We start from the raw sequence: 23,033 nt of genomic DNA, 5'->3' as shown, positions 1-23,033 counted from the left end.
GGGCGCGCCCGGGCTCCGTCGCTTTACGCGCTCCCGTGAGCCGCCGTGACCAGCCCCGGTCGGGACATCTGCGGCCACACCAGCAACACGTGGCTCACACTGCCCTGTTGACGCGTGCCAATGATCACCATAGGCTCCCTCGCCGTCGGCTCCGGCGCGCACCCGGAATCCAGATTCCGTCCGTCTGCGCGCGGCCGCCCCTCGTCGACCCGTCGACGGCGGGGTCAGGGGTCGCTGCCCGACAGCACCACCTGCACCGCCCCGTACAGACAACTCTGGGAGGAGCAAGTGAGAGGACGTCGCGCGGCCGCCTGGGCCGCCTCAGCCGTCATCACCACCTTCGCATTGACCGGCACGCTCGCCGGATCCGCCGCCGCAGCGCCCGGCACGACACCCGGGTCTGCCACCGCAGCACAGGCCCCGTCGGAGGTCGTGGCCACCGCGACCGACCCCGTCACGCACGAGGAGAACGACCGCGTCCCGGAAGGCTCGCTCTGGACGCAGCACTACTTCCCCTCCTCGGACGGCAGCGGGGTCGAACTGCACGCCGACGTGCTGCGCCCGGCAGACCTGCCGGCGGATGCGAAGACGCCGGTGATCCTGTCGGTGGGCCCGTACTTCTCCCACGCGGGGGAGACTTCTCCCGCGGGGTGGGACCGGGTCGGGCCATCGGCGCGCTTTCAGGATTTCATCAACGGCGCGCGGCTCATGAAGCGTGGATACACCTTCGTGATGGTGGACCTGCGCGGCTTCGGCGGCAGCACCGGGTGCCTGGACTTCCTCGGCCCCGGGGAGCAGGCCGACATCAAGGCGGCCGTCGAGTGGGCAGCGAGCCAGCCGTGGTCGACCGGCAAGGTCGGCATGTACGGCAAGTCGTACGACGCCAACACCGGGCTGGCGGCCAATACCCTCAAGCTCAAGCCTCTGCGGGCGATCGTTTCCCAAGAACCGACGTGGAACAGGTACAACTACCTGTACAGCAACGGGGTGCCGCGTTCCAACGTGACCAGCACCCCGCGGGGTTACTACTCGATCGCGACGATGGCGCCGCTGGCCGATGACGGCGACCACTACAAAGCGAACGCGGGGTACGAGAAGAACCACCCCGAGTGCGAGAGTGACAACCTCACCAACACCCAGAACCCCGACCCGAAGTCGCCGTTCTGGCGTGCCCGCGATTTTGCCTCCCGCGCCGCCGGATCCCAGACGCCGCTGTTCGTCACGTCGGGCTTCATCGAGGACAACACCAAGCCCGAGGAGATGCAGAAGTACCTGGCCAACCATCAGGGTCCGCAACGCGGTTGGATCGGCCAGTGGGAACACGTGCGCGGTAACGAGACCAATGCCAGGGGCCAGCTCAAGATGGGGCGGGCGGGCTGGTTCGACGAGGTGATGCGGTTCTACGACCAGTACCTCCGCGGCATCGAACCGTCGGTGACCGACCCTGCGTTCTCCCTCGAGGACAGCCTCGGCCACTGGCGCGCCCAGCCGACCTGGCCGGTGACCAACGACTCGTACAAGGTGCGGCTGGCTCCCGGGCAGTACGTCGACGACGGGGGCAAGGCGCAGAAGGCCGCCCTGTCGATGACGGCGCCGGAGTCTCAGGGCTGGGACATCGAGTACGCGCCGGAGGTCGGCTCGCTGCCGACCGACCAGACGAGTGCGATCAGTGCCGACGCACCCGCCAACAGTTACTGGACCTGGTCCACGCCCGCCGCTGAGCAGGTGCGGATCACGGGCAGTCCGGAGATCACGCTGAAGACCAGCGGTCAGGGCAACGTCTGGGCACGGCTGTGGGACGTCGCTCCGGATGGCAAGGCGACGATGTTCAACGAGAACGTCGCACTGCTGGAAAGCAGCGGATCAACCTCCTTCGCGCTGAAGGCGACGGACTGGACCTTCGAGCAAGGGCACCGACTGGGGGTCCAGATCGGAACCATCACCTCGAACGGCTGGCGGAGCGTTCCCTCGGGTGAGACGATCACGGTTTCCGACGCGCGGCTCGCCCTCGAGGTGCAGGACCCGCGGTTCGACTCGCCGACCCAGGGTGACCGCTCGCCGTACCTGGACACGTACGTGAGGGCGAACACCACCACGCTGAACAACGTCGGTACCCCTACCTTCCCGCTGAGCATCTCAAAGAACGGATGACCTAGCGGCTGCCCGGCACCCGCGTGTGCGAGTGCCGGGCAGCGTGGCGTATCGCGTGGCGACGGTGATCAAGGTTCAGGCTGAACGACTCATGGCGCCGAGGTCTTCCGAGAAACAGTTCCGTCGGCACCGTCATCATCAGGCGCAGATCATTGTGTGAGGGCGGGGTCTTCGGGCCCCGCCCTCGTCCTGTACCCGGAGTGTCAGGCGTTCAGGCCGTCGATGAGGGCCTTGGTGACATCCTCGGTGGAAGCGGAGCCGCCGAGGTCACGGGTGAGGATGCCTGCGGCCGTGGTCGCCTCGATCGCCTTGTGCAGGCGGGCCGCCTGGTCGGGCAGGCCGAAGTGCTCCAGCATCAGGGCCGCGCTGCCGACCGCGCCGATCGGGTTGGCCAGACCCTGGCCCGCGATGTCCGGGGCGGAGCCGTGCACGGGCTCGAACATGCTCGGGAAGCGGCGCTCGGGGTTGAGGTTGGCGCTGGCGGCCAGGCCCAGGCTGCCGGCCAGGGCGCTGCCGAGGTCGGAGAGGATGTCGGCGTTGAGGTTGGAGGCGACGACGACCGACAGATCCTCGGGGTGCAGGACGAACTTGGCGGACATCGCGTCGACGAGCACGCTCTCGGTTTCCACGTCCGGGTAGTCGGCGGCGACGCGCTTGAAGACGTCGTCCCACAGGACCATGCCGTACTGCTGGGCATTGCTCTTGGTGACGGAGGAGACCTTGCGGCGGGCACGGGTGCGGGCGAGGTCGAAGGCGAAGCGCATGATGCGTTCGCAGCCGACCTCGGTGAACAGGGCCGACTGGACGGCGACTTCACCGCCGGGGCCGCGCCCGGAGAGGTTGCGGCCGCCGAGGCCTGCGTACTCGCCCTCGCTGTTCTCGCGGACGACGACCCAATCGAGTTCGGTGTCGTCGGCCTTGCGCAACGGGCTGGCGATACCGGGCAGGAATTGCACGGGGCGGACGTTGGCCCACTGGTCGAAGTTCTGGCAGATCTTCAGACGCAGGCCCCACAGGCTGATGTGGTCGGGGACGGTGGGCCAGCCGACCGCACCGAAGTAGATGGCGTCGAAGTCCTTGAGACGGTCGAGCCCGTCGTCGTCGATCATCCTGCCGGTGCGCTCATAGAACTCGCAGCCCCAGGGAAACTCCTCCCACTCGAACGCGAAGGCCCCGGCGGAATCCTCGGCCAGAGCGTCCAGGACGGCTCGCCCTGCGGCGACGACTTCCTTGCCGACCCCGTCGGCGGGGATGGCGGCGATGCGGAACGTGCGGGGTGCGGTCATGGGGTGCCTCCGGCTCGCTGTCGTGCTGTCGGTTCGAGTCAACACAGAGCGGTCGTGGCGCGTCCAAGACCTGCTTTCGATACGACGTATAGGTGGGGCCGATCGGTCCTGCGTCAGGCGTCGCATGCCCGTCGCTGGGCAAGGGAGCCGGTGAGGGCGAGGAAGGCGCGGGCGGCCGGGGTGAGGTGAGTGGGCAGGCTGACCATCGCCACGTGGAGGTGGGCGGTTGGCTCGATGGGGGCTACCACCGCGCCGCAGCGGCGGGCCAGCCGGGTCCAGGAGGAGGGCAGGACGGCGACTCCCACCCCGGTGAGGACCAGCGGCAGGATGGACGTGCGGTGGTCGACGACCGTCACGATCTCCGTGCCGGTGCCGCCCGCGGTGATGTCGTCGACGATGCTACGCATCAGACTGCCCGTTCGGGACGCGATGAGCTTCTGCCCGGCGAGGTTCTCCGGCCGGATCGTGACGTCGTCCTCGATCGCCCCGCCGGGCGCTGCGACGACCACGAACGGCTGGTCCTCGACGTGCAGGACGTCCAGCCCGGACGGATGCACGGGGGCGGCGCTGCCCAGCAGACCCAGTTCGCAGGCACCGCTGCGGACCAAGGAGACGACCTCGTCCGGGGTGAAGGCGGCTTGCGTGCTCACCGTCACCGACGGGTGGAGTTCGGCGAAACGGTGGATGAGCGCGGTGAGCGGTTCGATGCCGGGCGAGGGCATGGTGGCGACCTCGACCGTGCCGCCGTGCAGTCCGGCGAGCGCGGCGGCGGTGTCGCGGACGGCGGCCAGGTCCCGCAGGACGCGTCGGCTCGGCTCCAGCAGTTCGGCCCCGGCCTCGCTGAGAACGACTCCTCGTCCCACCCGATGGAAGAGGGCGACCCCGAGGTCGGCCTCCAGGTTCGCCATGGCCTGCGACAGCGAGGGCTGGGCAACGTGGAGGGCGGCGGCGGCCTTGCTGAAGCCGCCGTGCTCGACGATGGCCAGGAAGTACTCGAGCTGCCGGGCGTCCATGGTGCCTCCGCGGTCGTGTTGGGCTGCGGCAGACCCAACCTATCCGCCGGGCAGAAGCCGCCCGGCCCACTCATCTGCCGGTTTCCGTCTCTCCGTGGCCGATCCAGTTGTCCGCGAGGGTCCGCCCGCACTGGCCCAGCAGCCGCGCACTCAGGGCGCTGTCGTTCGCACAGTCCTGGTCGGTCAGGTCTGTCAGGGCCTGGACGGAGCGGAAGTGGAGGGCGGTCCGGTCGGCGGGCAAGGTGCAACGGCCGGCCACCGCGTGCACCGCCGTGCCCTGCCGACGGGCCCGCCGGGCGAGCGCCACCGGCAGCTTGCCCGACAGGGACTGCTCGTCGAGACTCCCCTCGCCGGTGACGACGAAGTCGCTCGCAGCCAGCAGTTCGTCGGCTCCGAGCAGGGTGAGGAAGTAGTCGGCCCCCGAACACACCCGCCCACCCAGCAGCAGCCCGGCGTATCCGAGGCCACCGGCCGCTCCGGCGCCGGGGGCCTCGGCAAGACGTCCTGCCTCTGCAACGCCCGCAGCCTCCAGCCGCCGTACGAAGCCGGCGAGTGCGGCGTCCAGTTCCCGCACGTCGTCCGCACTCGCCCCCTTCTGAGGACCGTAGACGGCGGCCGTGCCCGTCGGCCCGAGCAGCGGGTTGTCCACGTCGGTGGCGAGGACGAGGTCGACCCCCGCCAGCGCGGCGCGCGCCCCGGAGAGGTCGACCGTGCAGAGGTCGGCGAGTTCCTGGCCGCCCGGGCCGATCGGCGTGCCGTCCTCGCGGGCCAGTACCGCGCCGAGGGACTGCAGCAGGCCCGCGCCGCCGTCGGTGGTGGCGACGCCGCCGAGCGCGAGAACGATCGTGTCCGCCTCGCTTGCCAGCGCGTACCGGACGGCCTGGCCGAGGCCGCGGCTGGTGGCCGTGAGCGGTGCCTGGCGTCCACCCGGCAGGATGCCGAGTCCGCAGACGGCCGCGGCTTCGATGAGAACGGTACGGCCGTGCACCGCGACGGAAACGGTGACGGGCTGCCCGGTCGGCCCGGTCGCCGTGATCTTCTCGGGGCTGAACCGGCCCGCGCAGGCTGCGGCCACGCTCCCCTCGCCCCCGTCTGCCAACGCGAGCCGGTTGACCTGTGCGTGCGGGGCGGCTTCCAGCAGTCCGCGTTCCAGGGCGCAGGCGACATCGTCGGCGCTGAGGGTGCCTTTGAACTTGTCCGGGGCGATCAGTACGGACACCATCAGGGCGTCACCTCGACGGTTTTGGCGGCGGGAGACGCGGCGGCCGGTCGGGCGTCCTCGGCCTCGGCGGTCATCGGCGGCTCCCCCGCCTTGCCTGCCAGCACGGCGCGGGCTCTCGCGAGGTCCAGGCCATTTTCCCACTTGGCGACGAACAGGGTGGCGACGGCGTTGCCGAAGAAGTTCACCAGCGCCCGGCACTCGGACATGAACTTGTCGATGCCGAAGATGAGCATGATGCCCGCAGCCGGGACATGGCCGACCGTCGACAGCGTCGCGGTGAGCGCGATGAAACCGCCGCCGGCCACACCCGCAGCGCCCTTGGAAGTCAGCAACATGACTGCCAGCAGGCCGAGTTGCTGGGTGACTGACAGGGGGGTGTCGGTGGCCTGGGCGATGTAGAGAGTTGCCAGAGAAAGGTAGATCGCCGCGCCGTCGAGGTTGAAGCTGTAGCCGGTCGGCACGACCAGACCCACCGTGGACTTCTCGGCGCCCATGAACTGCAGTTTGCGCATCAGCCCGGGGAGCGCCGGCTCCGCCGTGGAGGTGCCGAGAATCAGGAAGAACTCCTCCTTGAAGTAGCGGACGAGCTGGAAGATGTTCAGCCTCACATACGCGGCGAGCACGCCGCCGAGCACGACGACGACGAACAGGATCGAGGTGACGTAGAAGAGGAGGATCAACGAGCCGAGGCTGGTCAGCGTGGACAGGCCGAACTTCCCGATGGCGTACGACATCGCGCCGAAGGCCCCGAGCGGCGCAACCTTCATGACGTACGACAGCACCTTGAAGACGACGCCGGTCAGCCGGTGCACGCCCGCAATGATCGGCTCCCCCGTCTTACCCACCGCCTTCAGCGCAATGCCGAAGATCACGGCCAGGAAGATCACCTGGAGGATGTCGCCCTCGACGAACGGGCTGAAGAAGCTGTTCGGCACGATACCCGTGAGGAACTCCCACCAGTGCTGATGCTCACCCTGGGATATGTACTGGCCCGCGTCCTCGGATGTCTTCAAGGCCGACGGGTCGGCGTGCACGCCGTCGCCCAGGCGGAATATGTTGATCGCCACCAGACCGGTCAGCAGGGCGACGATCGTGCCGATCTGGAAGTAGGTCAGCGCCTTGATCCCGGTCAGCCCGACCTTCTTCAGGTCCGCGACACCGGCTATGCCGCCGATGACGGTGAGGAAGACGATCGGTCCGATCAGCATCTTCATCGCCGTGATGAACGTCGTACCGATCGGCTCCATGGAGGTGGCCAGATCCGGCCATCTCCAGCCCAGCACGATACCCATCACGATCGCTACGAGTACCTGGACGTACAGTTGCCGGTACCAAGGTTTCCTTGCGGCTCGCCCGGGGTCCTGGGTATGCGTCATTGCAGCCTCCCTGATCGCGCGACACCGATCCCGATCGGTACGCGCCAGCTTTGCGCCACAGTGAACCGGGCCACAGGTCAGGGGGTCCACGACCAAAAATCGATGCCCTGTATAGGCATGGCCTATCTGTCCCGGCGCGGACCCATCCGGTCCCGTTCCTCGGACGTGGCGAGGAATTCGGCTTCGGTCGTCCAGAGCGGAGTGATCACATACACGTCCGCACCAGCGAACAACTCATCGAGGACGGTGTTGTAACGCTCCAGGACAACGGTGTACTCGCTCTCGTCCTCCGCGTACCGCTTCGACTCCGGCAGGCTGTGAAAACGTACCCAGACATCCTGATACGGGTCGCGGATCAGCTCGGAGGACCTCTGGTCTGCTCAAGCTCCGGCGGGGATGCCAGACACAGGCCGGCTGAGCCCGGACAAGTCAGTCACGACCTGCATGTGACAGGTGTCCCGTGACAACGGACCAGGACCGGTGCCACCGAGCCCCGCCGGCACCGGCCCCCTGGAACGCGGTGATGGAATGGTGAGCCCCAGCCCCGGACGACGCACCGCACTCGACCATTTCATCGCAGGTCGATCACTGCCTGCCGGCCGGCTGCCCTGGCTGGTTCGTTCAGGATCCAGTGCAGTTCCCGGTGCCGAGGGCCCAAGCCTCGATGTCGCGGTAGTGGATCGGTCCACGGCTACGGCCGACGTTGCTGCCGACCAGGTGCAGGCGTTCGGCAGGCCAGCGGCGGCCGGTGAATCCGGCGAACCCTTCGGCGATTTCCCGTGCCGAGGACCGATCTCCCCGGCGGGCACGGGCCAATGTCAGATGTGGGCGCAGGGGACGGTCCTCGAAGGCGACACCGCAGCTCTTGACCGCGCTACGCACATCGGTGGCGAGCATGTGCAGTTCATCTAGGTCTCCGTCGATTCCGCTCCACAGCACCCGGTCGTCGAAGTTCCCGCTGCCGCGCAATGCCAAAGAGAAGGGTTGGCGGTCCGCTGCGAGGCCGGCGAGAGGCGGGCGCAGGAGCGGAATTGTCCCGACCGGCAGCTCCCCGAGGAACGCCAGGGTGATGTGCCAGTCCTCAATGCGGTTCCACCGCATGTGAGGGTGTGTGTCATAGGCGGGGCGCAGCTCCCGGGCCAGTTCCTCTTTCGCATGATCGGGCGGGGCAAGGGCGATGAACACGCGAACGGTCGCGGGCTGAGTCTGTTCGTTCACACGGACTTCGTACCGCATCGGGGCAGTGGACACAGCCGCCGGCCCAGGCAATGCGAGAGAGGTGCTCGCGGTCGCGATGACGAGGAAGCCACTTCCGGCAGGCGGCATCACGGCCGGGGAACGGTTCATCGGTCGCTGGTAGTAGGTCCTGCGCCTCAGGCGCGCTTCGCGCCTGCTTGGCTAGGGTCAGTCCTCATGGAGACCACAGGAATCGTTCGTCGCCAGACGGCGGAGCGCATGCGCGACGTTATGGAGCGGCTCGTCACCGAGCGGGATGTATGGGTGTCGACGGCTCACCCTGATCACGGGCCGCACCAGGTGCCGCTGTGGTTCTTGTGGGATGGGCGAGCCGTGTGGATGTGCACCAGCGCCACTTCCGTGACTGCGCGAAACGTCCGCAAAGAGCCGCGCGTGCGCCTGTCGCTACCGGACACCTTCGACGTGGTGCTCCTCCAGGGTGAGGCGGAGTGCTTCCCGGACCAGGAGGTGCCTGGAGGCGCAGCGGAGGCGTTCGCCGACAAGTTCGGGTGGGATCCACGCGTGGAAGACGGTTCCTTTCTGTATGTACGCGTGGTCCCGAGGACTGTGCGCGCTTGGCGCGGCGAGCCGGAACTACGTGGGAGAGTCATCATGCGCGACGGGATGTGGCTGGAATAACGGCCGTCCCTCGCCGACGCGCCTCTCTCAAAACACGATCTACAGCTGGAGTATCAAGCCCCCGTCCCGTATTGAGCTGCGCCCTCAGGAAGCTCGAAGATGCAGTTGGGCGTCGTCGGCGATCCGTTCCCGCTTGCACAAGCTCACCCGATCCAGCGATGGCACCACACTTGCTGCATTGGAAGAGCCCAGCGCACCTGTCGAACCCGGGGCGGTTCAACCTCACCTCTGGCTTGAGGTGAGCCGGACGGTTTCGCTCATGCCATGTCGGGCGGGCTCAGGCCATGAGAGCGATCATCGAGAAAACCACGAGAACGGTTGCATCGATGCCCAGGATCGTCAGGAGCAGCCGGTGGAGTTCGGAGTGTCCCGGCTTGGATCCTGCCGCACTCCCTCCGGCGGAGGTGAGTTCCAAGGCAAACACGACGCGTGGCACCGATGCCATCGTCAGCAGCGAGCCGGCCACGTTATGCAGGGCGACCAGAGTGGGCACGGAGTAGCCCAGCGAATGCGCGGCCCCTGCCTGGCTGGCGGCGAACATGGCGTTCGCGCCGGTGGTCGATCCTGTCAGGAAGCCGCCCATTGCGCCGGTCCACGGCGCGAGCGCAACGTATGGACGCCCCAGCCCCGCGGCGGTGCGGGCCAGTTCCGCACTCATGCCGGACGCCGCCAACGTGGCCCCGACCAGGAGGAACAGGGCAGTGGCCAGTGCAACCGGCCACCACTGGCGTACCGCGGCCACCACCGGCTCACCCCCGCGAGCCTTTCCACCCAGCAGCCACGGGGCCGCAGCGCAGGTCATCAGCAGCCAGAACGCCGGGCTGCTCACCACCGTCGGGACCGGCCCCTGGGAGCCGAACACGGCCAGAAGCAGCCGCGAGCCCAACAGGCCGGCCAGCAGCAGGCCGTAAGGGGACAGGACGACTCCGATCGCACGGCTGGGCCGGGGACCAGAGCCGTCCCGGAACCAGATCAGCGCGACAGCCGCGGCGGTACCGGCCAACGATCCGAGCGCCCCCGCCAGTGATGTGCCCGCGACTGCTTGGGCCGTCAGGACCCCCGCCCACAAAAGGCCTGCCACGACCAGCAGTTCAGGCAGTCTGCGCAGCGCCATACGCCGACCGCAGCCGATCAGCAACGCTGCCAGCCCCGTCAGCAACAAGACCGGCAGCGTCAGCAGGGCCGAATCCATGCCCAGCCGGTCGAACCCCACTCCCGTCAGCTCGGATGCCACCAGAGTGCCGGGGGCCAGGGCGCCCCATGGCACGAGCACAAGCCCCAACAGTCCCAGCGCAGCCGCCTGGAACCGGGTGAAGCCGAGCCCCAGCAGCAGGGGAATCGCCACGACGATACCGATACCGAATCCCGTCACCGACTCCGCGAACGGCGTGATTCCGAGACAAATGAGCAGAACCGACCGCGACCGGTCGGCGCTGAATCGCTGAATCCAGTCCGCGACAAGCTCGTAGGCGCCGACGGCCGTCAACTGCTTGTTCAGCAGCGTCCCGCCGAGGAGGATGAGGACCACTTCCAGCAGAGTGGGAGAGATATCCACATATTCGCCTGCGAAATCGGAAAATCTCGCGCCGAAAGCCGTGACCGCTATGACGACCGACAGAACGAGGATGGCCGCCGCCACACCTTCCGGGCAAAAGCGCCGGGACAGAATGAGGACCAGGGCCAGGACGGGCGGGGTCGCAGCCAGGACAGCATGCACTCTATGCACTCTTCTCGTGGTGGTTTCATCTCGCTGCCGAAATGCGCAGAGCCCACCGACCGAAATGCAGAACGATGGAACACACGACTGAGGGTGACCGGGCGTATTCGGGCGTTCCGACAACGCAGCGAGGTGCCCTAGCTGTCGTCATGCGCCCGCCAGGGATTACGGGACAACCCTTGGGCAGGGCGGCAGCCACCAGACCGGCCTCCAACATCCTGAGATGGAAGGCCTGGACAGGTGCGGAACATCGGGCGGGGCATGTCCGGCTACGGGTCCGTGGTCAGCCGGGCATGCCCCGCCGTGCACGGCCCACGGGCGGCACGCGGTCTTGAATCGGGTTGGGTGGACCGGTGGATCCGTCTCGTGGGCCGGGATCAGGTCAGTCCTGCTGCGGGAGGTCCGCGAAAGCGAGGGCCACCGCGTGGTGTGTCAGTTTTCCGTCTCGGGTGTTCACGCCCAGAGCAAGAGCCGGGTCGCCGACGATCGCGTCGGCGGGGTCGGCGGCAAGACGGCGGAGGTAGGGGAACGTGGCGTTGGTCAGGGCGCGGGTCGAGGTCTGCGGAACGCCGCCGGGCATGTTGGCGACGCAGTAGTGCCGGATGTCCTCCTCGATGTAGATGGGGTCGGCGTAGGTGGTGGGGCGGGACGACTCGAAGGCGCCGCCCTGGTCGATGGCGACATCGATGAGCAGAGCGTCGGGCTTGAGCAGCCCGAGGTCCGTGCGGCGTACGACCTTGGGCGCCGCTCCGCCGGGCACCAGGACGGCGCCGATGACGACGTCGGCCTGGGCGAGTTCGCGGGCAAGGGACTCGGGGTCGGAGACCACGACCCGGGCGCGTCCGCCGAAGAGCGCCTCGAGTTCGCGGATACGGCGGGCAGAGGTGTCGAGAATGGTGACCTCTGCCTGCATGCCGAGCGCGAGCAGGGCGGCCTGGGTACCGACGACGCCGCCGCCGATCACCACGACGCGGGCAGGCGTGACGCCCGGCGACCCTCCGAGCAGCAGACCGGGGCCACCTTCTGGCGCGGTGAGGTAGGTCGCCGCAGCATGGGCGGCAAGTCGTCCCGCGATCTCACTCATGGGGGTCAGCAGGGGCAGCCCGGTGGCGTCCTGGACAGTCTCGTACGCAATCGACAGGGTGCCCGCGCCGAGGAGCGCCTCGGTCAGCGGGCGGTCCGCTGCCAGGTGTAGGTAGGTGAAGAGGGTCAGATCCTCGCGAAGGAAGCCGTACTCGGAGGCGATGGGCTCCTTGACCTTCACGAGGAGCTCACTGTCGTTCCAGGTATCTTCCCGCGAGGTGAGCTTGGCGCCCGCCTGCTCGTACAGGTGGTCGTCGAAGCCGGCGCCGACACCCGCGCCCTGCTCCACGAGGACCTCGTGGCCATCCGCGACCAGCACCGCCGCTCCGGCGGGGGTGAGGCCGACGCGGGCCTCTTTGGTCTTGATCTCCTTGACAACGCCAACGCGCATGCTTGTTTCTCGTTTCTCGCGGAATGACTCGCCGGTGAAGTGGCGAGTGGATGGGTCTCAGTCGGTCGGCCGGAGCGCGAGGTTGTAGAAGCGGATCTCCTGGTACTCCTCCAGGCCCTCGCCGCTTCCCTCGCGGCCGAGGCCGGACTGCTTGACGCCGCCGAACGGGGCCGCGGCGTTGGAGGGGACGCCCTGGTTGATGCCGACGAGGCCGGTCGCCAACCGGTCGGCCACGTTGAAGGCACGGTCGAGGTCCTGGGTGAAGACGTATCCCGCCAGGCCGAACTCGGTGTCGTTCGCCCGGGCGACGGCCTCGGCCTCGGTGGAGAAGCGCTGGACTGAAGCGATCGGTCCGAAGATCTCCGTAGTCACCACATCTGCGTCCGCGGGCACCTCGTCCAGGACCGTGGCCTCGAAGAACGTTCCGGGACCCTGAGGTGCGGACCCGCCCGTCAGCAGCTTCGCTCCACGCTGGGTGGCGTCTTCGACGAGGCCGCTGAGCCGGGCGACCGCGCGGTCGTCGATGACGGGACCGAGCTGGACTCCAGGCGCCAGCCCACTGCCCAGGCGCACGGAGGCAAGGCGCTCGGCCAGGGCTTCGGTGAACGCGTCGGCGATTCCGTCCTGCACCAGGATCCGGTTGGCGGCGATGCACGACTGGCCGCCATTGCGCAGCTTCGCGGCCACGGCACCGTCCACGGCACGGTCCAGGTCGGCGTCGTCGAACACGAGAAGCGGCGCGTTGCCGCCGAGTTCCATCGAGCTCTTGAGGACGTTGTCGGCGGCCAGCCTCAGCAGCACCTTGCCGACGCCCGTGGAACCGGTGAAGGACACCTTGCGCACGCGGGGATCCGCCAGCACGGCGGTACTGAAGCCGGAGGCGTCGCTGGTGGTCACCACGTGGACCAGGTCGGCGGGGACACCGGCCTCAACGGCCAGTTGAACCGCGAACAGGGTCGTGAGCGGGGTCAGCGCAGCAGGCTTGACGACGGCGGGGCATCCCGCCGCGAGCGCGGGCGCGATCTTGCGCGTGGCCATGGCGAGCGGGAAGTTCCACGGTGTGATCAGCACGGACAGCCCGATGGGAGCGCGCCGCGTGAAGAGGCGGGCGCCTCCGGTCGGCACCTCACGCAGGTTGCCGGCCGGTCGGACCGCCTCTTCCGCGTACCAGCGGACGAAGTCACTGCCGTAGGTCACCTCGGCGTGGGCCTCCGCGAGCGGCTTGCCCATCTCACGGGTGATGAGCAGGGCGATGTCCTCGGCGTTGGCGACGAGAAGCTCGTACCAGCGGCGCAGAACGTCCGCCCGGTGTCGGGGCGTCGTGGCCGCCCAGGCCCGGCCGGCTTCGTCGGCCCGGACCACTGCGTCGATGGCCTGCTCGGCATCGTGGTCGGGCACATCGATGAGCGGGGAACCGTCGAACGGGTCGTGGACGGTGAGACTGCCGCGTGCTCCGGCGGCTCCCGGCTTGAGCCGGGCGAGCACCTTCTCGGACGCGGTCACTGCGGTCTGATCAGCGGTCAGAACAGTGGTCATGGAGGTCAGTTGCCTTCCTGCTCGGTCAGGACGTCGGAGAGCGCCTCGACGAGCTGCTTGATCTCGTCGTCCGTGGTGGTGAACGGCGGGCTGATCTGGACGGTGTTGCCGCGCAGCGGACGGGTGATGAAGCCGCGCTCGATGAGCTGGTCCGTGATCGCTTCGGCGCTGAGGTGCTCGGCCAGCGTGACTCCGCCGAGCAGACCGGCGACACGTGTGTCGGTGACGGCGTCGTGGCTCTGGAGCCGGGTCAGTTCGCTGCTCAGGAGCGTCTCGAGCTTGCTGACGCGGGGCAGCAGCTTGTCCTGCTCCAGCAGGTCGAGGTTGCGCAGGGCGACGGCGCTGGCGGTGGCGTGGCCCGCGTACGTGGCACCGTGCCGGAAGATCGGGGTCCCGGAGTTGTCGCGGTAGAACGGCTGCCAGATCTCGGGGGCCACGAGCACTCCGCCCAGCGGCGCGTAGCCGCTGGTCACACCCTTGGCGAAGGTGAGCAGGTCCGGCTTGAGCCGGTAGCGCTCGGAGGCGAACATGTGCCCGGTGCGACCGAAGCCGGTGATGACCTCATCGACGACCAGGAGGATGTCGTTCTCGCGGCAGATGCGCTGCAGGCCTTCGAGGTAGCCGGGGGCCGGCGGGATGACACCGCCTGTGCCCTGAATCGGCTCGGCCACCAAGGCCGCGATGTTGTCCGCGCCGATCTCGTTCACGGTGCGCTCGACGGCGGCGATGTCGTACGTGGACACACGCGCGGTTTCGGGCACGAGGGACTCGCTGCCGTATCCGGCGCGGTTGAAGTCCAGGCCCGCGATGCTGGTGCCGTAGGCGTGAAGACCGTGGTAGGCGAACTCGCGGCTGAGGACGATCGTCTTGGTCGGGCGTCCTTCGCGCTGCCAGTGGCGGCGGGCCAGCTTGCAGGCGACGTCGATGGCGTCGGAGCCGCCGCTGTTGAGGATCACCTTGGCATCGGCGATCGGCGAGAGCGCGGCCAGACGCTCCGCCAGTTCGAGAGCCCGGTCGTTCACGTAGCGGCCGAAGATGTGGTACGTCTCCAGCTGCTGCATCTGCTGGTAGGCGGCCTCGGCCAGCTCGGTGCGGGAGTGGCCGACGTTGGCGTGCCACAGGCCGGCGGTGCCGTCGAACAGGCGGCGGCCGTCGCGGGTGTAGATGTAACAGCCTTCGCCGCGTTCGATCACCAACTGGCGGCCGAGGACGGAGGGGAGGTGGGCCTGGGCGCTCCATAGGGCGGGTCCGTCCAGGACAGGGGGGGTCTCATTGGGCATGGGTGTCTCCCTGCTAGGAGTGTGATGGGTTGCTCGGTGTTGCTCAGCGTGCGGTGTAGCCGCCGTCGACGGGCAGCGTCGTTCCGGTGATGTACGCGGCACCGGGCGACGCGAGGTAGCTGACTGCAGCAGCGACGTCGTCCGGACTGGCAAGGCGCCCGAGCGGGATGCCGTCGACGACTCCGGCGGCTGTGGCGTGCGGGTCCGGCTGCGCGGCGAGCCAGGTCTCGTACAGCGGCGTGCGGGTCATGCCGGGCGCCACCGCGTTGACTCGGATGTTGTGAGGCGCCAACTCGACAGCCGCTGCGGTGGTCAGGGCCTTGATGGCGCCCTTGCTGGCGCTGTAGATGGCCATCGTCGGCACACCGATGGAAGCCAGCCGGGACGTGATGTTGATGATCGAGCCACCGCCGTTGTCCCGCATCAGGCGGCCTGCCGCCTGCAACACGGTGATCGCGGCGATGGTGTTGATCTCGAACGTGCTGCGTATCTCAGCGACGGGGACGTCGAGGAGATCCCCGGTGTGGTCCTGTGCAGCGTTGTTGACCACGATGTCCACGCGTCCGACGTGGTCGGCGACGTGCCGCAGGAGGCGGTCCGGCTCACCGTCCGACGTGAGGTCGGCCTCGAGGAAGTGGGCACGCGGGCCCAGTTCGGCAACGACGGCCTTGCCCCGCTCCTGCGACCGACCAGTCACCACGACATGGAAGCCGTCCTGGTGCAGTCGTTCAGCGGTGGCCGCGCCGATCCCTGAGGTCGCTCCCGTAACGACGGCGACGGAAGGGGCCGGGAGAGAAGTTCTGCTCATGCTATGCCCTCCAGCATCTCGTCGGCAGCCCGCTTGAGCCGGACGACGCCCTCGTCGATGCGCTCTGGCGAAGAGGTGGCGAAGCACAGCCGCAAAGCGTCGCTGAAGGCGCCGGTCGTGGAGAAGGCCGGTCCGGGAATGCAGGCGACGCCGTGCCGCAGGGCAGGCTCGAACAGTTTCTGTGTGTGGATGTCCGCGTAGGCGCCGGCGAAGGCGAGCCAGAGGAAAAAGCCGCCTTCAGGGTTGGTGCTGCGGACTCCGTTTCCGAAGTGAGTCCGCAGACTGTCCCGCATGGCGTTCTTCCGCTCTTGGTACAGCCCCTTCACCCACCGGAGGTGCGTGTCGAGGTGGCCGTCCTTGAGGAAGTTCGCCACCAGGTGCTGCGCCGGAACATTCGTGCAGGTGTCCATCGCCTGCTTGGCGTTGATCAGCAGTTGCTGCAACTCGGTGGGCGCATCGACCCAACCGACTCGCAGTCCCGGCGCGAGGATTTTGGAGAAGGTACGTACCGAGAAGACGAGCGGGTGGCCCGGCGCGATCTGGGTGAAGCTCGGCACGGGACCGCCCTCGAACCGGAGCAGCCCGTAGGGATCGTCGTCGATGATCACCGATCCCCAACGCTCGGCCAGTTCGAGCAACTGCTCGCGGCGGGCCCGGGACAGTGTGGCTCCGGACGGGTTCTGGAAGGTGGGAATGGTGTAGATCGCCTTGGGCGTCCGGCCGGCCCGCGCGATGAGCTCGGGAAGCTCTTCGACGACCAGCCCGTTCTCGTCCAGCGGAGCTTCCAGCACCTCGGCGCCGTAACTGAGTGCGGTGGCGATGCCGTTGGTGTAGGTCGGTCCTTCGACGACAACCAGGTCGCCCGGATCGACGAACAGTTTGCAGGCAAGGTCCAGGCCCTGCATGCCACCTGTGGTGATCGTGATGCGATCCGGGGAGGTCTCGATGCCCTGCAGCTGTGTCAGGGCCAGCACCTGCTCGACGAGTTCCGGCTCTCCGTCGGTGGCACCGTATGTGTACTTTCCGGGCGTGGATTCACCGTAGTACTGATTGAAGACACCCACCGGCATCAGGTCGTCGCTTGGCGCACCCATGGCGAACCGCACGATGTCGTGCGTCTGGGAGGCCAGCAGTGAGGTGGAGGAATCGATGACCGAGCCGACCAGGTTCGGTGCACGGCGTGCCAGAGGAAGGTGTGTCGCAGACATGAGTGCCTCTTGGAGGGAGCGATCGACCCGCCGGAGATCAAGTGTGGCTGGGTCGGCGGCGCAGGAGCGGCCGTCACTGCGAGCGTAGAGACATCCCTATGAAAGAAAAAGCGACTGTTTCGAACAATGAGCTGTCAGTGAAACTTACATATCCTGGCTCGGAAGGCGCTCCGGGCCGCACACCGTCGTCATGACGTCCCGGATGGCCGCCTTACAAGCCGTGATCGCGGGACGGTTCTGGCTCCCCTCGCGAGAGATGGCATGGATGCCCCGTGCATAGGTACTGGGGAAGAGTGGACTGGGTTGCAGTCCACCGACGGATTCCTGGACGACCAGGCCGGGCAGGAAAGCCGCCGCCAAGCCCGCTTCCACAAGTCGCAGATGGAACAGGACATCCGCGGACTGATACCGCACGTCGGGCTCGAATCCCACGCTGCGACATGTCTGTTGCACCCACGCGAATGATCCGGTGCCGCGGGGCTCCGTGACCCATGGCAACAGCGCGAGATCGGAAACGGACTCGGCGGTTGCACCGGCGGGGAGGTAGGCGGCGACGGGGTCCCGATAGATCAGTTGTGTGTCCAGCGCCGCACCCACTGACATGGGCGAATCCGGATAGTGGTCGGCAATCAACAGGTCCAGCCGCCGGCCTGCGAGCCGAGCCAGGCCCTCCTCGGGCTCGTACTGCTCGAAATCCACGCGCAGTTGTGGGTACATCTGGCGCAGCCGGGCCAGCGCCTCCGGGATGACAGCCCGCGCGACGGTTCCGAAGGTGGCGATGGTGATCGAGCCGCGGATCTCACCGAGGCCCGCAGTGAGGTCGGACTCCGCCTCCTCCAGAATGGCCAGCACCGACTCCGTGTGCCTGACCAGCTGCTCGGCAGCGTCCGTAAGCCGGACCCCACGGCCCACCCGCTCCAGAAGGACGACGCCCACCTCCTTCTCCAGGAGGCTCATCTGTTGCGACACCGCCGAGTGGCTGTACGACAAGTTACGCGCCGCAGCGCTCATGCTTCCGCGGAACTTGATCTCGCGGAGCAGCATCAGACGATGCAGATCGAGCACACCAGCCACCTTCCGGTCTGCCCGGGCCAAGGCGTTCCGCGGCCCGGCGCGCGACCACTGTAACTCTCCGTGCCAGTGCCGTACGGGCCGCACTGAAGGGCAGCAGAGGGCTACGTGTCCACGCCGGCGAGAATGCGATGCGTAAGTTCAGCTAACAGCCACCTGTCGGAAAGATTCGCTTTTCCTTACATGGCTGGGAACCTACGCTCCCCGGCATGGCTGGAAGAACTCTCCCTCTGGCGCATATGACGTCAGCATTGGCCGGAGCGGTCATCGACTTGCCGACTTCTCTTTTCGCTGCCCGACACCCTCGAGCCGACCCAGGCCGACATGGACATCGGTGCCGCCATGATCCTGAGGCGGTCCGCGTTCGAGGTCGTACGTCGCGAGGACCTCCCCCCTCCCCCGCTCGATGCGATCGCCCTACTCATCGACATCGTCATCGACGAACGCGGCTCCTTCGAGACGCCCCGGCCCATCACGTACGCCGACTCTGCTCGCCAATATGTCGGGCGGCGTTCCCCAGGCTTTCCCCGACCTGCCCCACCCGGTGTGATCCGCCTCCGCGGCGGCCTTCGTCCACCGCTCAGGCTCACGCTGCTGTTTCTCTTCTCCGCTACACGTCCGGCCTACCGCGTCCCACCGCAGCAGGACCACCAGGCTCGCGTCATCCCGGCGCGGAATCCATGTAGTTCACCGCTCACAGTTCCCTCGAAGGAAGGTGCACATGCAAGGCAACAGCACCACCAAGGCAGTCAACCCACTGCTGCGCAAGAAGCCCGTCGCGACCCTGATCGCGGAGAGCGAATCAGGCGCGCTGCCTCCCGGCGCTCCCGAGCACGGCGGGCGATCCGGCATTCACCTGCGGCGCTCCATCGGACTGTGGCAGGTGGCCGCGATCGGCATCAGCTGTACGGTCGGCACCGGCATCTTCTTCGTCCTCAACACCGCGGTACCCGAGGCCGGCCCCGCCGTCCTGATCTCCTTCGTTCTCGCCGCCATCACCGCAGGGCTGACGGGTATCTGTTACGCCGAGCTGGCTTCCACCATTCCCGTGGCCGGTTCCTCGTACTCCTATGCCTACGCCACCATGGGCGAAGGCATAGCCTTCGGTGTCGGTGCCTGCCTCCTGCTCGAGTACGGAGTCGCCGCTTCCGCCACTGCCGTGAGCTGGGGCGAATACCTCAACAAGCTCCTCGACCTGACCTTCGGTGTCACCATTCCCGACGCCCTCGCCGCCCCACCGGGCTCGGGGGGCTACTTCAACCTCCCTGCCGTCGTCCTGGTTGTGCTGTGTTGCATCCTGCTGATCCGCGGCGCCAGCGAATCCGCGCGCGTCAACGCGATCATGGTCGGCGTCAAGATCACCATTCTGGTCCTGTTCGTCGCTGTGGCGCTGAGCGCGTTCCGAGCGGGCAACCTCACTCCGTTCGCCCCGCACGGTGTCGCAGGAGTGGGTATGGCCGCCTCAAGCATCTTCTTCTCATTCATCGGCCTGGACGCCGTCTCTACAGCCGGCGAGGAGACCAAGAACCCTCGGCGCACCATGCCGCTGGCAATCCTCATCACTCTGGCCGTGGTCACGCTGCTCTACATCGGTGTTGCGCTCGCAGCGGTCGCCGCGCAGCCCTCGAACCGTTTCGCCGGCCAGGAGGCCGGACTCGCCCAGATCCTGCAGGACGTCACCGGCCACGGCTGGCCCGCCCTGGTGCTTGCCGCAGGTGCCATCATCTCCATCTTCAGCGTCACCCTGGTCGAGCTCTACGGCCAGACGCGCATCCTGTTCTCCATGGGCCGCGACGGCATGCTGCCGCAGCGCTTCGCACGTGTGTGGCCCCGCACGGGCACACCCGCCTGGAACACCGTCGTGGTCGGAGTCGGAGTCGCGCTCCTCGCGGCGTTCGTCCCTCTCGACGCCCTCACCGACCTCACCAGCCTGGGCACTCTGGTCGCCTTCACCGTCGTCTCGGCCGGCGTGATCATCCTGCGTCGCAGCCAGCCCGGTCTCAACCGGGGCTTCAAGGTCCCCGGCTACCCGCTCACCCCGATCCTCAGCATCGCCTTCTGTCTCTACCTGGTCTACGGCCTCCACTCCGGCACGTTCCTGATGTTCGGCGTCTGGCTCGCCGGCGCCGCCGCGATCTACTTCGGCTACAGCATCAAGCACTCCCGCCTGGCCCGCCCTGCCGAAGAAGAGGATCTTGCCGCAGGCGTGTCCTCGCACTAGCGTCCTGAGTCCGGAATTCGGTTCAGATATCCGGTGAGGCGTTCAAGGATCTCGTCCGCGGTCTCCGTCCAGACGAAAGGCTTCGGGCCTTCGTTCCAGATCTTGAGCCATTTACGTATGTCCTTCTCCAGGACCTGGACGTTCTCGTGGGCGCCTCGCCGCATCCGCTTGTCCGTCAGCAGCCCGAACCTGCAGGGCTCGAAAAGTCATCGCTGCAGGCGAGGACGGCAACCAGACGGGTGCGCCCTGGCACCATCTCTGCGTGATCGTTTCGCTGGTGTACAAGGTGACTCGGAAGTTGCTGTCCGAGCCGGCGGTGCTGCTGCGCCGCAACACCTCCGAGGACGCCGAGCTGCTCGTGCTGCGACACGAGAACGCCGTGCTGCGCGAGCAGTTGAAGGGACCGGTCCGCTACAAGCCCGCGGACCGGTTCTGGTTCGTGGCGCTGTCTGCGAGTGTTGGTGCATCTCAGCAGGTCAATGGCCTGTCCGAACGCCGCTTCGTGCTCTCCAGGAATCTGCGAGCAGCTTGCGGCATCTGCGTGTGGCTGCTGTAATCTGCCGCCTCGTGACAGATTCTGAAACTCGCGTCCTGACGCTCGTCCCGCCGTCGGCAGCCGAGACGGTCCCTGCTCGGCAGCCGGTGGAGACTGGCTTGGCCGATGTGGTGACGCTCCAGCGGCAGCGCGAGGCCCAGCCGTCCGCGCAGGGCGAGGAGAGCTTCTTCGTCGACACGATCTCGGAGTACCAGTGGGCCCGGCAGGGGTGACCGCGACATGGAGCGTCACTGACCCTGGCGTGCTGCGGCTTCCCTCCGGGCGTCTGGTCCGTGGCCGCGGGCTTCGCCGGCCAGTCCCGGCCGGTCCGACGCCTGCCTACGCCGTCCATCTGCTCGGCAAGCAGCCCCCCGAGGCACCCTGGGAAGTCCAGTGGCTGCGCTGGCCGGACTTCTGGCTGCCAAGCAGCCACACCCAGGCCCAAGCCATCCTCGGTGAGGCCTGGGCTCGTGCCGCTGTCGAACGCGTCGAGATCGCCTGCGCCGGCGGCCGTGGCCGCACCGGCACAGCCCTGGCCTGCCTCGCTGTCCTGGACGGAGTCCCAGCCGGTCACGCAGTGGACTTCGTACGCCAGAACTACGACCACCACGCCGTCGAAACCCCCTGGCAGAAACGCTACGTCCGCCGCTTCGCCGACTGACCCACCCTGTAGGGCTCGATACTCGTTGATGATGCCGCCGAGGACCCAGGTGCGGAGCAGCCTTCGGTCATCGAGGCCGTACACGATTGCGGGCTGCTCGGTCGCGCTGGGCGGTAGCTGCTGCCGGGATCGGTGCGGCCGATGTCCGGTGTAGTGGTCCTGGCTAGTCGGTCAGGACTTTCCTGGCGTGGTCCTCGCCCAGGATCGGGGCGTGGTCGAGGGCCTCGCGTGCCGGCGCAGCACGGTACGCGGGGTGCCAGCAACTTCAGCGCCGAACGGTGACGCTTGCTCAGCAATCGGAGCAGGGCGGCGAGCACGGCGCGGTCCCTGCGGGTGAAGGCCGACTTGGGGCCGCTGCGCTGCAGGACGGCCGGCTGGTGCGGGAGCACCAGTATCTCGACATCCTTGGCCGCGGAGGAGCGGGCCAGCAGGCGCAGCCAGCCGAGCAGCCGAGTCGGTAGACCAGACGGAACGTCACGATGCCCAAGCGTGCGTCGACGGGCTTGCGAACACCCTCGAAGTGATCACGTCGTGACCCTGAGGCCGCAGCTCAGCACAGGTGACAGGATCGTCGGCACCCACAGGCCGCACGGCGCATCAGCAGTGACAGTGCCCCGGTCAGTGTCATCGTTGGATGCCCCGCATTTGCTGGTTCCTCACCCTAAAGTAAAGAGTGAGACATCACTCGACTGGCACATCAGGGCTCTACTCGTGAGTACTATCTCTAGACACTGCTGCACATTGCGGCAGTTTTGCCCTGCGGGTGTCCCAGTCAGCGCAGACGGAGCACCTGCCTCCACCCGCTCGTGGACCGGGTTCGTGGTTTTCACAGCCGTACCCGCGAGCTGCAGAAAGGCCCATGACATGTCTGAAATTCAGGCCCACACCACAGGACTGACGTCGCAGTACATCGCCCAGGTGACGGGTGACCTTGAGCGCAATGTCAAGGAGCAGGAGCGTATCGGCGGGGAAATCGAGGCGCTGCAGGAGCAGTTGGGTGCCCTGCAGCACGACCACTCCGTGCTGGTGAACATCCAGGAGGCGCTCGGCGGCGCGAGCCCCGTCGGCGAGGCAGACACCACGGCCACGCCGGCCGTTCCGCGCCAGGCCACGGCCGAACCCCAGCAGAGCAAGCCGAAGAAGGCGGCCGCCACGAGTGCCAAGGCGACGGCATCCAAGAAGAGCGCCTCCAAGGTCTCATCCGCAAAGGCCTCGTCCGCGAAGGCACCGTCCGCGAAGGCCTCATCCGTGAAGGCACCGTCCGCGAAGGCACCCAAGACAGACGCCAAGCCGACCCTCGTCAACCTGATCCGCGGTCACCTGGAGCAGCAGAGCGAGCCGCGTTCCGCCGCCGAAATCTCCGCCGCGCTCACGCAGGCCCACCCTGACCGCGGCGTCAAGACCACCGTTGTGCGTACCACCCTCGAAGGGCTGGTCGCCAAGAGCCAGGCTCAGCGCAGCAAGCAGGGCTCGTCCGTCTTCTACACCACGACGGACGTCTCGGAGCCTGCTGCCGTCGAGCCTCAGCAGGAGGCAGTGGCCGGCTGAGCACCCGCAGGAGCGCCCAACTCACCGCCACCAGGGGCAGCCCGGTGACGC

At 67.6% G+C, this 23,033-nt stretch carries 20 protein-coding genes; 7 read left to right on the top strand and 13 right to left on the bottom strand.

Annotated features, from left to right (window positions below):
* Positions 1–288 precede the first annotated feature (288 nt).
* A complete protein-coding gene (locus ACFU8W_RS40855) occupies positions 289–2,151 on the top strand; it encodes a CocE/NonD family hydrolase (RefSeq protein WP_384049002.1) in 1,863 nt (620 codons plus the stop codon).
* Between the two features lie 203 nt (positions 2,152–2,354).
* Here the strand turns inward: ACFU8W_RS40855 and ACFU8W_RS40850 are convergent, their stop codons facing one another.
* The 5 genes from ACFU8W_RS40850 to thpR form a co-directional block, all read right to left on the bottom strand.
* The gene (locus ACFU8W_RS40850) at positions 2,355–3,437 is read right to left on the bottom strand and encodes a tartrate dehydrogenase (protein ID WP_384048999.1); all 1,083 of its coding nucleotides are present in this window, start codon (positions 3,435–3,437) and stop codon (positions 2,355–2,357) included.
* 113 nt (positions 3,438–3,550) lie between these two features.
* Positions 3,551–4,450 carry a LysR family transcriptional regulator gene (locus ACFU8W_RS40845; RefSeq protein ID WP_384048996.1) on the bottom strand — a complete coding sequence of 300 codons (900 nt, stop codon included), beginning with the start codon at positions 4,448–4,450 and terminating at the stop codon, positions 3,551–3,553.
* A 70-nt stretch (positions 4,451–4,520) separates the two neighbouring features.
* Positions 4,521–5,672 (bottom strand): glycerate kinase, encoded by a 1,152-nt coding sequence (locus ACFU8W_RS40840; protein ID WP_384048993.1) that lies wholly within the window; start codon positions 5,670–5,672, stop codon positions 4,521–4,523.
* Positions 5,672–7,048: a C4-dicarboxylate transporter DctA gene (gene dctA / locus ACFU8W_RS40835; RefSeq protein WP_384048990.1), complete on the bottom strand. Its 1,377-nt coding sequence runs from the start codon at positions 7,046–7,048 to the stop codon at positions 5,672–5,674. The genes ACFU8W_RS40840 and dctA overlap by 1 nt, the downstream gene beginning before the upstream one ends.
* 621 nt (positions 7,049–7,669) lie before the next feature.
* Positions 7,670–8,284, bottom strand: coding sequence for an RNA 2',3'-cyclic phosphodiesterase (thpR, locus tag ACFU8W_RS40830; RefSeq protein ID WP_384048986.1), 615 nt, complete (start codon positions 8,282–8,284; stop codon positions 7,670–7,672).
* Positions 8,285–8,461: 177 nt separating this feature from the next.
* On the opposite strand from thpR, the gene ACFU8W_RS40825 reads away from it, so the two are divergent.
* Entirely contained in the window at positions 8,462–8,923 is a 462-nt protein-coding gene (locus tag ACFU8W_RS40825) for a pyridoxamine 5'-phosphate oxidase family protein (protein ID WP_384048983.1), read from the top strand.
* Positions 8,924–9,200: 277 nt separating this feature from the next.
* Here the strand turns inward: ACFU8W_RS40825 and ACFU8W_RS40820 are convergent, their stop codons facing one another.
* From ACFU8W_RS40820 to ACFU8W_RS40790, 7 genes are all read right to left on the bottom strand, one after another.
* A complete protein-coding gene (locus ACFU8W_RS40820) occupies positions 9,201–10,640 on the bottom strand; it encodes an L-lactate permease (RefSeq protein WP_384049041.1) in 1,440 nt (479 codons plus the stop codon).
* A gap of 382 nt (positions 10,641–11,022) precedes the next feature.
* Complete coding sequence (gene ald, locus ACFU8W_RS40815; protein WP_384048980.1) at positions 11,023–12,114, bottom strand: alanine dehydrogenase; 1,092 nt, start codon at positions 12,112–12,114, stop codon at positions 11,023–11,025.
* A 57-nt stretch (positions 12,115–12,171) separates the two neighbouring features.
* Complete coding sequence (locus tag ACFU8W_RS40810; protein WP_384048977.1) at positions 12,172–13,650, bottom strand: NAD-dependent succinate-semialdehyde dehydrogenase; 1,479 nt, start codon at positions 13,648–13,650, stop codon at positions 12,172–12,174.
* Positions 13,651–13,655: 5 nt separating this feature from the next.
* Positions 13,656–14,930 carry an aspartate aminotransferase family protein gene (locus ACFU8W_RS40805; RefSeq protein ID WP_384048974.1) on the bottom strand — a complete coding sequence of 425 codons (1,275 nt, stop codon included), beginning with the start codon at positions 14,928–14,930 and terminating at the stop codon, positions 13,656–13,658.
* A 43-nt stretch (positions 14,931–14,973) separates the two neighbouring features.
* The gene (locus ACFU8W_RS40800; protein WP_384048971.1) at positions 14,974–15,738 is read right to left on the bottom strand and encodes an SDR family NAD(P)-dependent oxidoreductase; all 765 of its coding nucleotides are present in this window, start codon (positions 15,736–15,738) and stop codon (positions 14,974–14,976) included.
* On the bottom strand, positions 15,735–16,946 hold the full coding sequence (locus tag ACFU8W_RS40795; RefSeq protein WP_384048968.1) for a PLP-dependent aminotransferase family protein: 1,212 nt from the start codon (positions 16,944–16,946) through the stop codon (positions 15,735–15,737). Before ACFU8W_RS40795 ends, ACFU8W_RS40800 begins: the two co-directional genes overlap by 4 nt.
* 144 nt (positions 16,947–17,090) lie before the next feature.
* A complete protein-coding gene (locus tag ACFU8W_RS40790; protein ID WP_345517040.1) occupies positions 17,091–18,011 on the bottom strand; it encodes a LysR family transcriptional regulator in 921 nt (306 codons plus the stop codon).
* 727 nt (positions 18,012–18,738) lie between these two features.
* On the opposite strand from ACFU8W_RS40790, the gene ACFU8W_RS40785 reads away from it, so the two are divergent.
* Positions 18,739–20,238 (top strand): APC family permease, encoded by a 1,500-nt coding sequence (locus ACFU8W_RS40785; RefSeq protein ID WP_384048965.1) that lies wholly within the window; start codon positions 18,739–18,741, stop codon positions 20,236–20,238.
* Here ACFU8W_RS40785 and ACFU8W_RS40780 read toward each other — a convergent pair.
* Positions 20,235–20,402 (bottom strand): hypothetical protein, encoded by a 168-nt coding sequence (locus tag ACFU8W_RS40780; protein ID WP_384048962.1) that lies wholly within the window; start codon positions 20,400–20,402, stop codon positions 20,235–20,237. The two genes, ACFU8W_RS40785 and ACFU8W_RS40780, sit on opposite strands and share 4 nt — an antisense overlap.
* A gap of 98 nt (positions 20,403–20,500) precedes the next feature.
* On the opposite strand from ACFU8W_RS40780, the gene ACFU8W_RS40775 reads away from it, so the two are divergent.
* The 4 genes from ACFU8W_RS40775 to ACFU8W_RS40760 all read left to right on the top strand — a co-directional run bounded on the left by ACFU8W_RS40775 (position 20,501) and on the right by ACFU8W_RS40760 (position 22,982).
* The gene (locus ACFU8W_RS40775; RefSeq protein WP_384048959.1) at positions 20,501–20,794 is read left to right on the top strand and encodes a hypothetical protein; all 294 of its coding nucleotides are present in this window, start codon (positions 20,501–20,503) and stop codon (positions 20,792–20,794) included.
* Between the two features lie 11 nt (positions 20,795–20,805).
* Complete coding sequence (locus ACFU8W_RS40770; RefSeq protein WP_384048957.1) at positions 20,806–21,006, top strand: hypothetical protein; 201 nt, start codon at positions 20,806–20,808, stop codon at positions 21,004–21,006.
* On the top strand, positions 21,003–21,434 hold the full coding sequence (locus tag ACFU8W_RS40765) for a protein-tyrosine phosphatase family protein (protein ID WP_384048954.1): 432 nt from the start codon (positions 21,003–21,005) through the stop codon (positions 21,432–21,434). Before ACFU8W_RS40770 ends, ACFU8W_RS40765 begins: the two co-directional genes overlap by 4 nt.
* 864 nt (positions 21,435–22,298) lie before the next feature.
* Complete coding sequence (locus ACFU8W_RS40760; RefSeq protein ID WP_384048951.1) at positions 22,299–22,982, top strand: hypothetical protein; 684 nt, start codon at positions 22,299–22,301, stop codon at positions 22,980–22,982.
* Positions 22,983–23,033 lie beyond the last annotated feature (51 nt).

The organism is Streptomyces sp. NPDC057565, from assembly GCF_042801455.1.
Lineage (GTDB): Bacteria > Actinomycetota > Actinomycetes > Streptomycetales > Streptomycetaceae > Streptomyces > Streptomyces yanii.
Note: the sequence above shows the minus strand (reverse complement) of the source record. Positions and strands in the feature narration are given on the sequence as shown.

What these genes read in the sequence shown, in the direction of transcription:
- ACFU8W_RS40850 (WP_384048999.1), bottom strand. Translation starts at nt 3,437, where the DNA reads ATGACCGCACCCCGCACGTTCCGCATCGCCGCCATCCCCGCCGACGGG.
- ACFU8W_RS40845 (WP_384048996.1), bottom strand. Translation starts at nt 4,450, where the DNA reads ATGGACGCCCGGCAGCTCGAGTACTTCCTGGCCATCGTCGAGCACGGC.
- ACFU8W_RS40840 (WP_384048993.1), bottom strand. Translation starts at nt 5,672, where the DNA reads ATGGTGTCCGTACTGATCGCCCCGGACAAGTTCAAAGGCACCCTCAGC.
- dctA (WP_384048990.1), bottom strand. Translation starts at nt 7,048, where the DNA reads ATGACGCATACCCAGGACCCCGGGCGAGCCGCAAGGAAACCTTGGTAC.
- thpR (WP_384048986.1), bottom strand. Translation starts at nt 8,284, where the DNA reads ATGCGGTACGAAGTCCGTGTGAACGAACAGACTCAGCCCGCGACCGTT.
- ACFU8W_RS40825 (WP_384048983.1), top strand. Translation starts at nt 8,462, where the DNA reads ATGGAGACCACAGGAATCGTTCGTCGCCAGACGGCGGAGCGCATGCGC.
- ald (WP_384048980.1), bottom strand. Translation starts at nt 12,114, where the DNA reads ATGCGCGTTGGCGTTGTCAAGGAGATCAAGACCAAAGAGGCCCGCGTC.
- ACFU8W_RS40810 (WP_384048977.1), bottom strand. Translation starts at nt 13,650, where the DNA reads ATGACCACTGTTCTGACCGCTGATCAGACCGCAGTGACCGCGTCCGAG.
- ACFU8W_RS40805 (WP_384048974.1), bottom strand. Translation starts at nt 14,930, where the DNA reads ATGCCCAATGAGACCCCCCCTGTCCTGGACGGACCCGCCCTATGGAGC.
- ACFU8W_RS40800 (WP_384048971.1), bottom strand. Translation starts at nt 15,738, where the DNA reads ATGAGCAGAACTTCTCTCCCGGCCCCTTCCGTCGCCGTCGTTACGGGA.
- ACFU8W_RS40795 (WP_384048968.1), bottom strand. Translation starts at nt 16,946, where the DNA reads ATGTCTGCGACACACCTTCCTCTGGCACGCCGTGCACCGAACCTGGTC.
- ACFU8W_RS40785 (WP_384048965.1), top strand. Translation starts at nt 18,739, where the DNA reads ATGCAAGGCAACAGCACCACCAAGGCAGTCAACCCACTGCTGCGCAAG.
- ACFU8W_RS40780 (WP_384048962.1), bottom strand. Translation starts at nt 20,402, where the DNA reads ATGCGGCGAGGCGCCCACGAGAACGTCCAGGTCCTGGAGAAGGACATA.
- ACFU8W_RS40760 (WP_384048951.1), top strand. Translation starts at nt 22,299, where the DNA reads ATGTCTGAAATTCAGGCCCACACCACAGGACTGACGTCGCAGTACATC.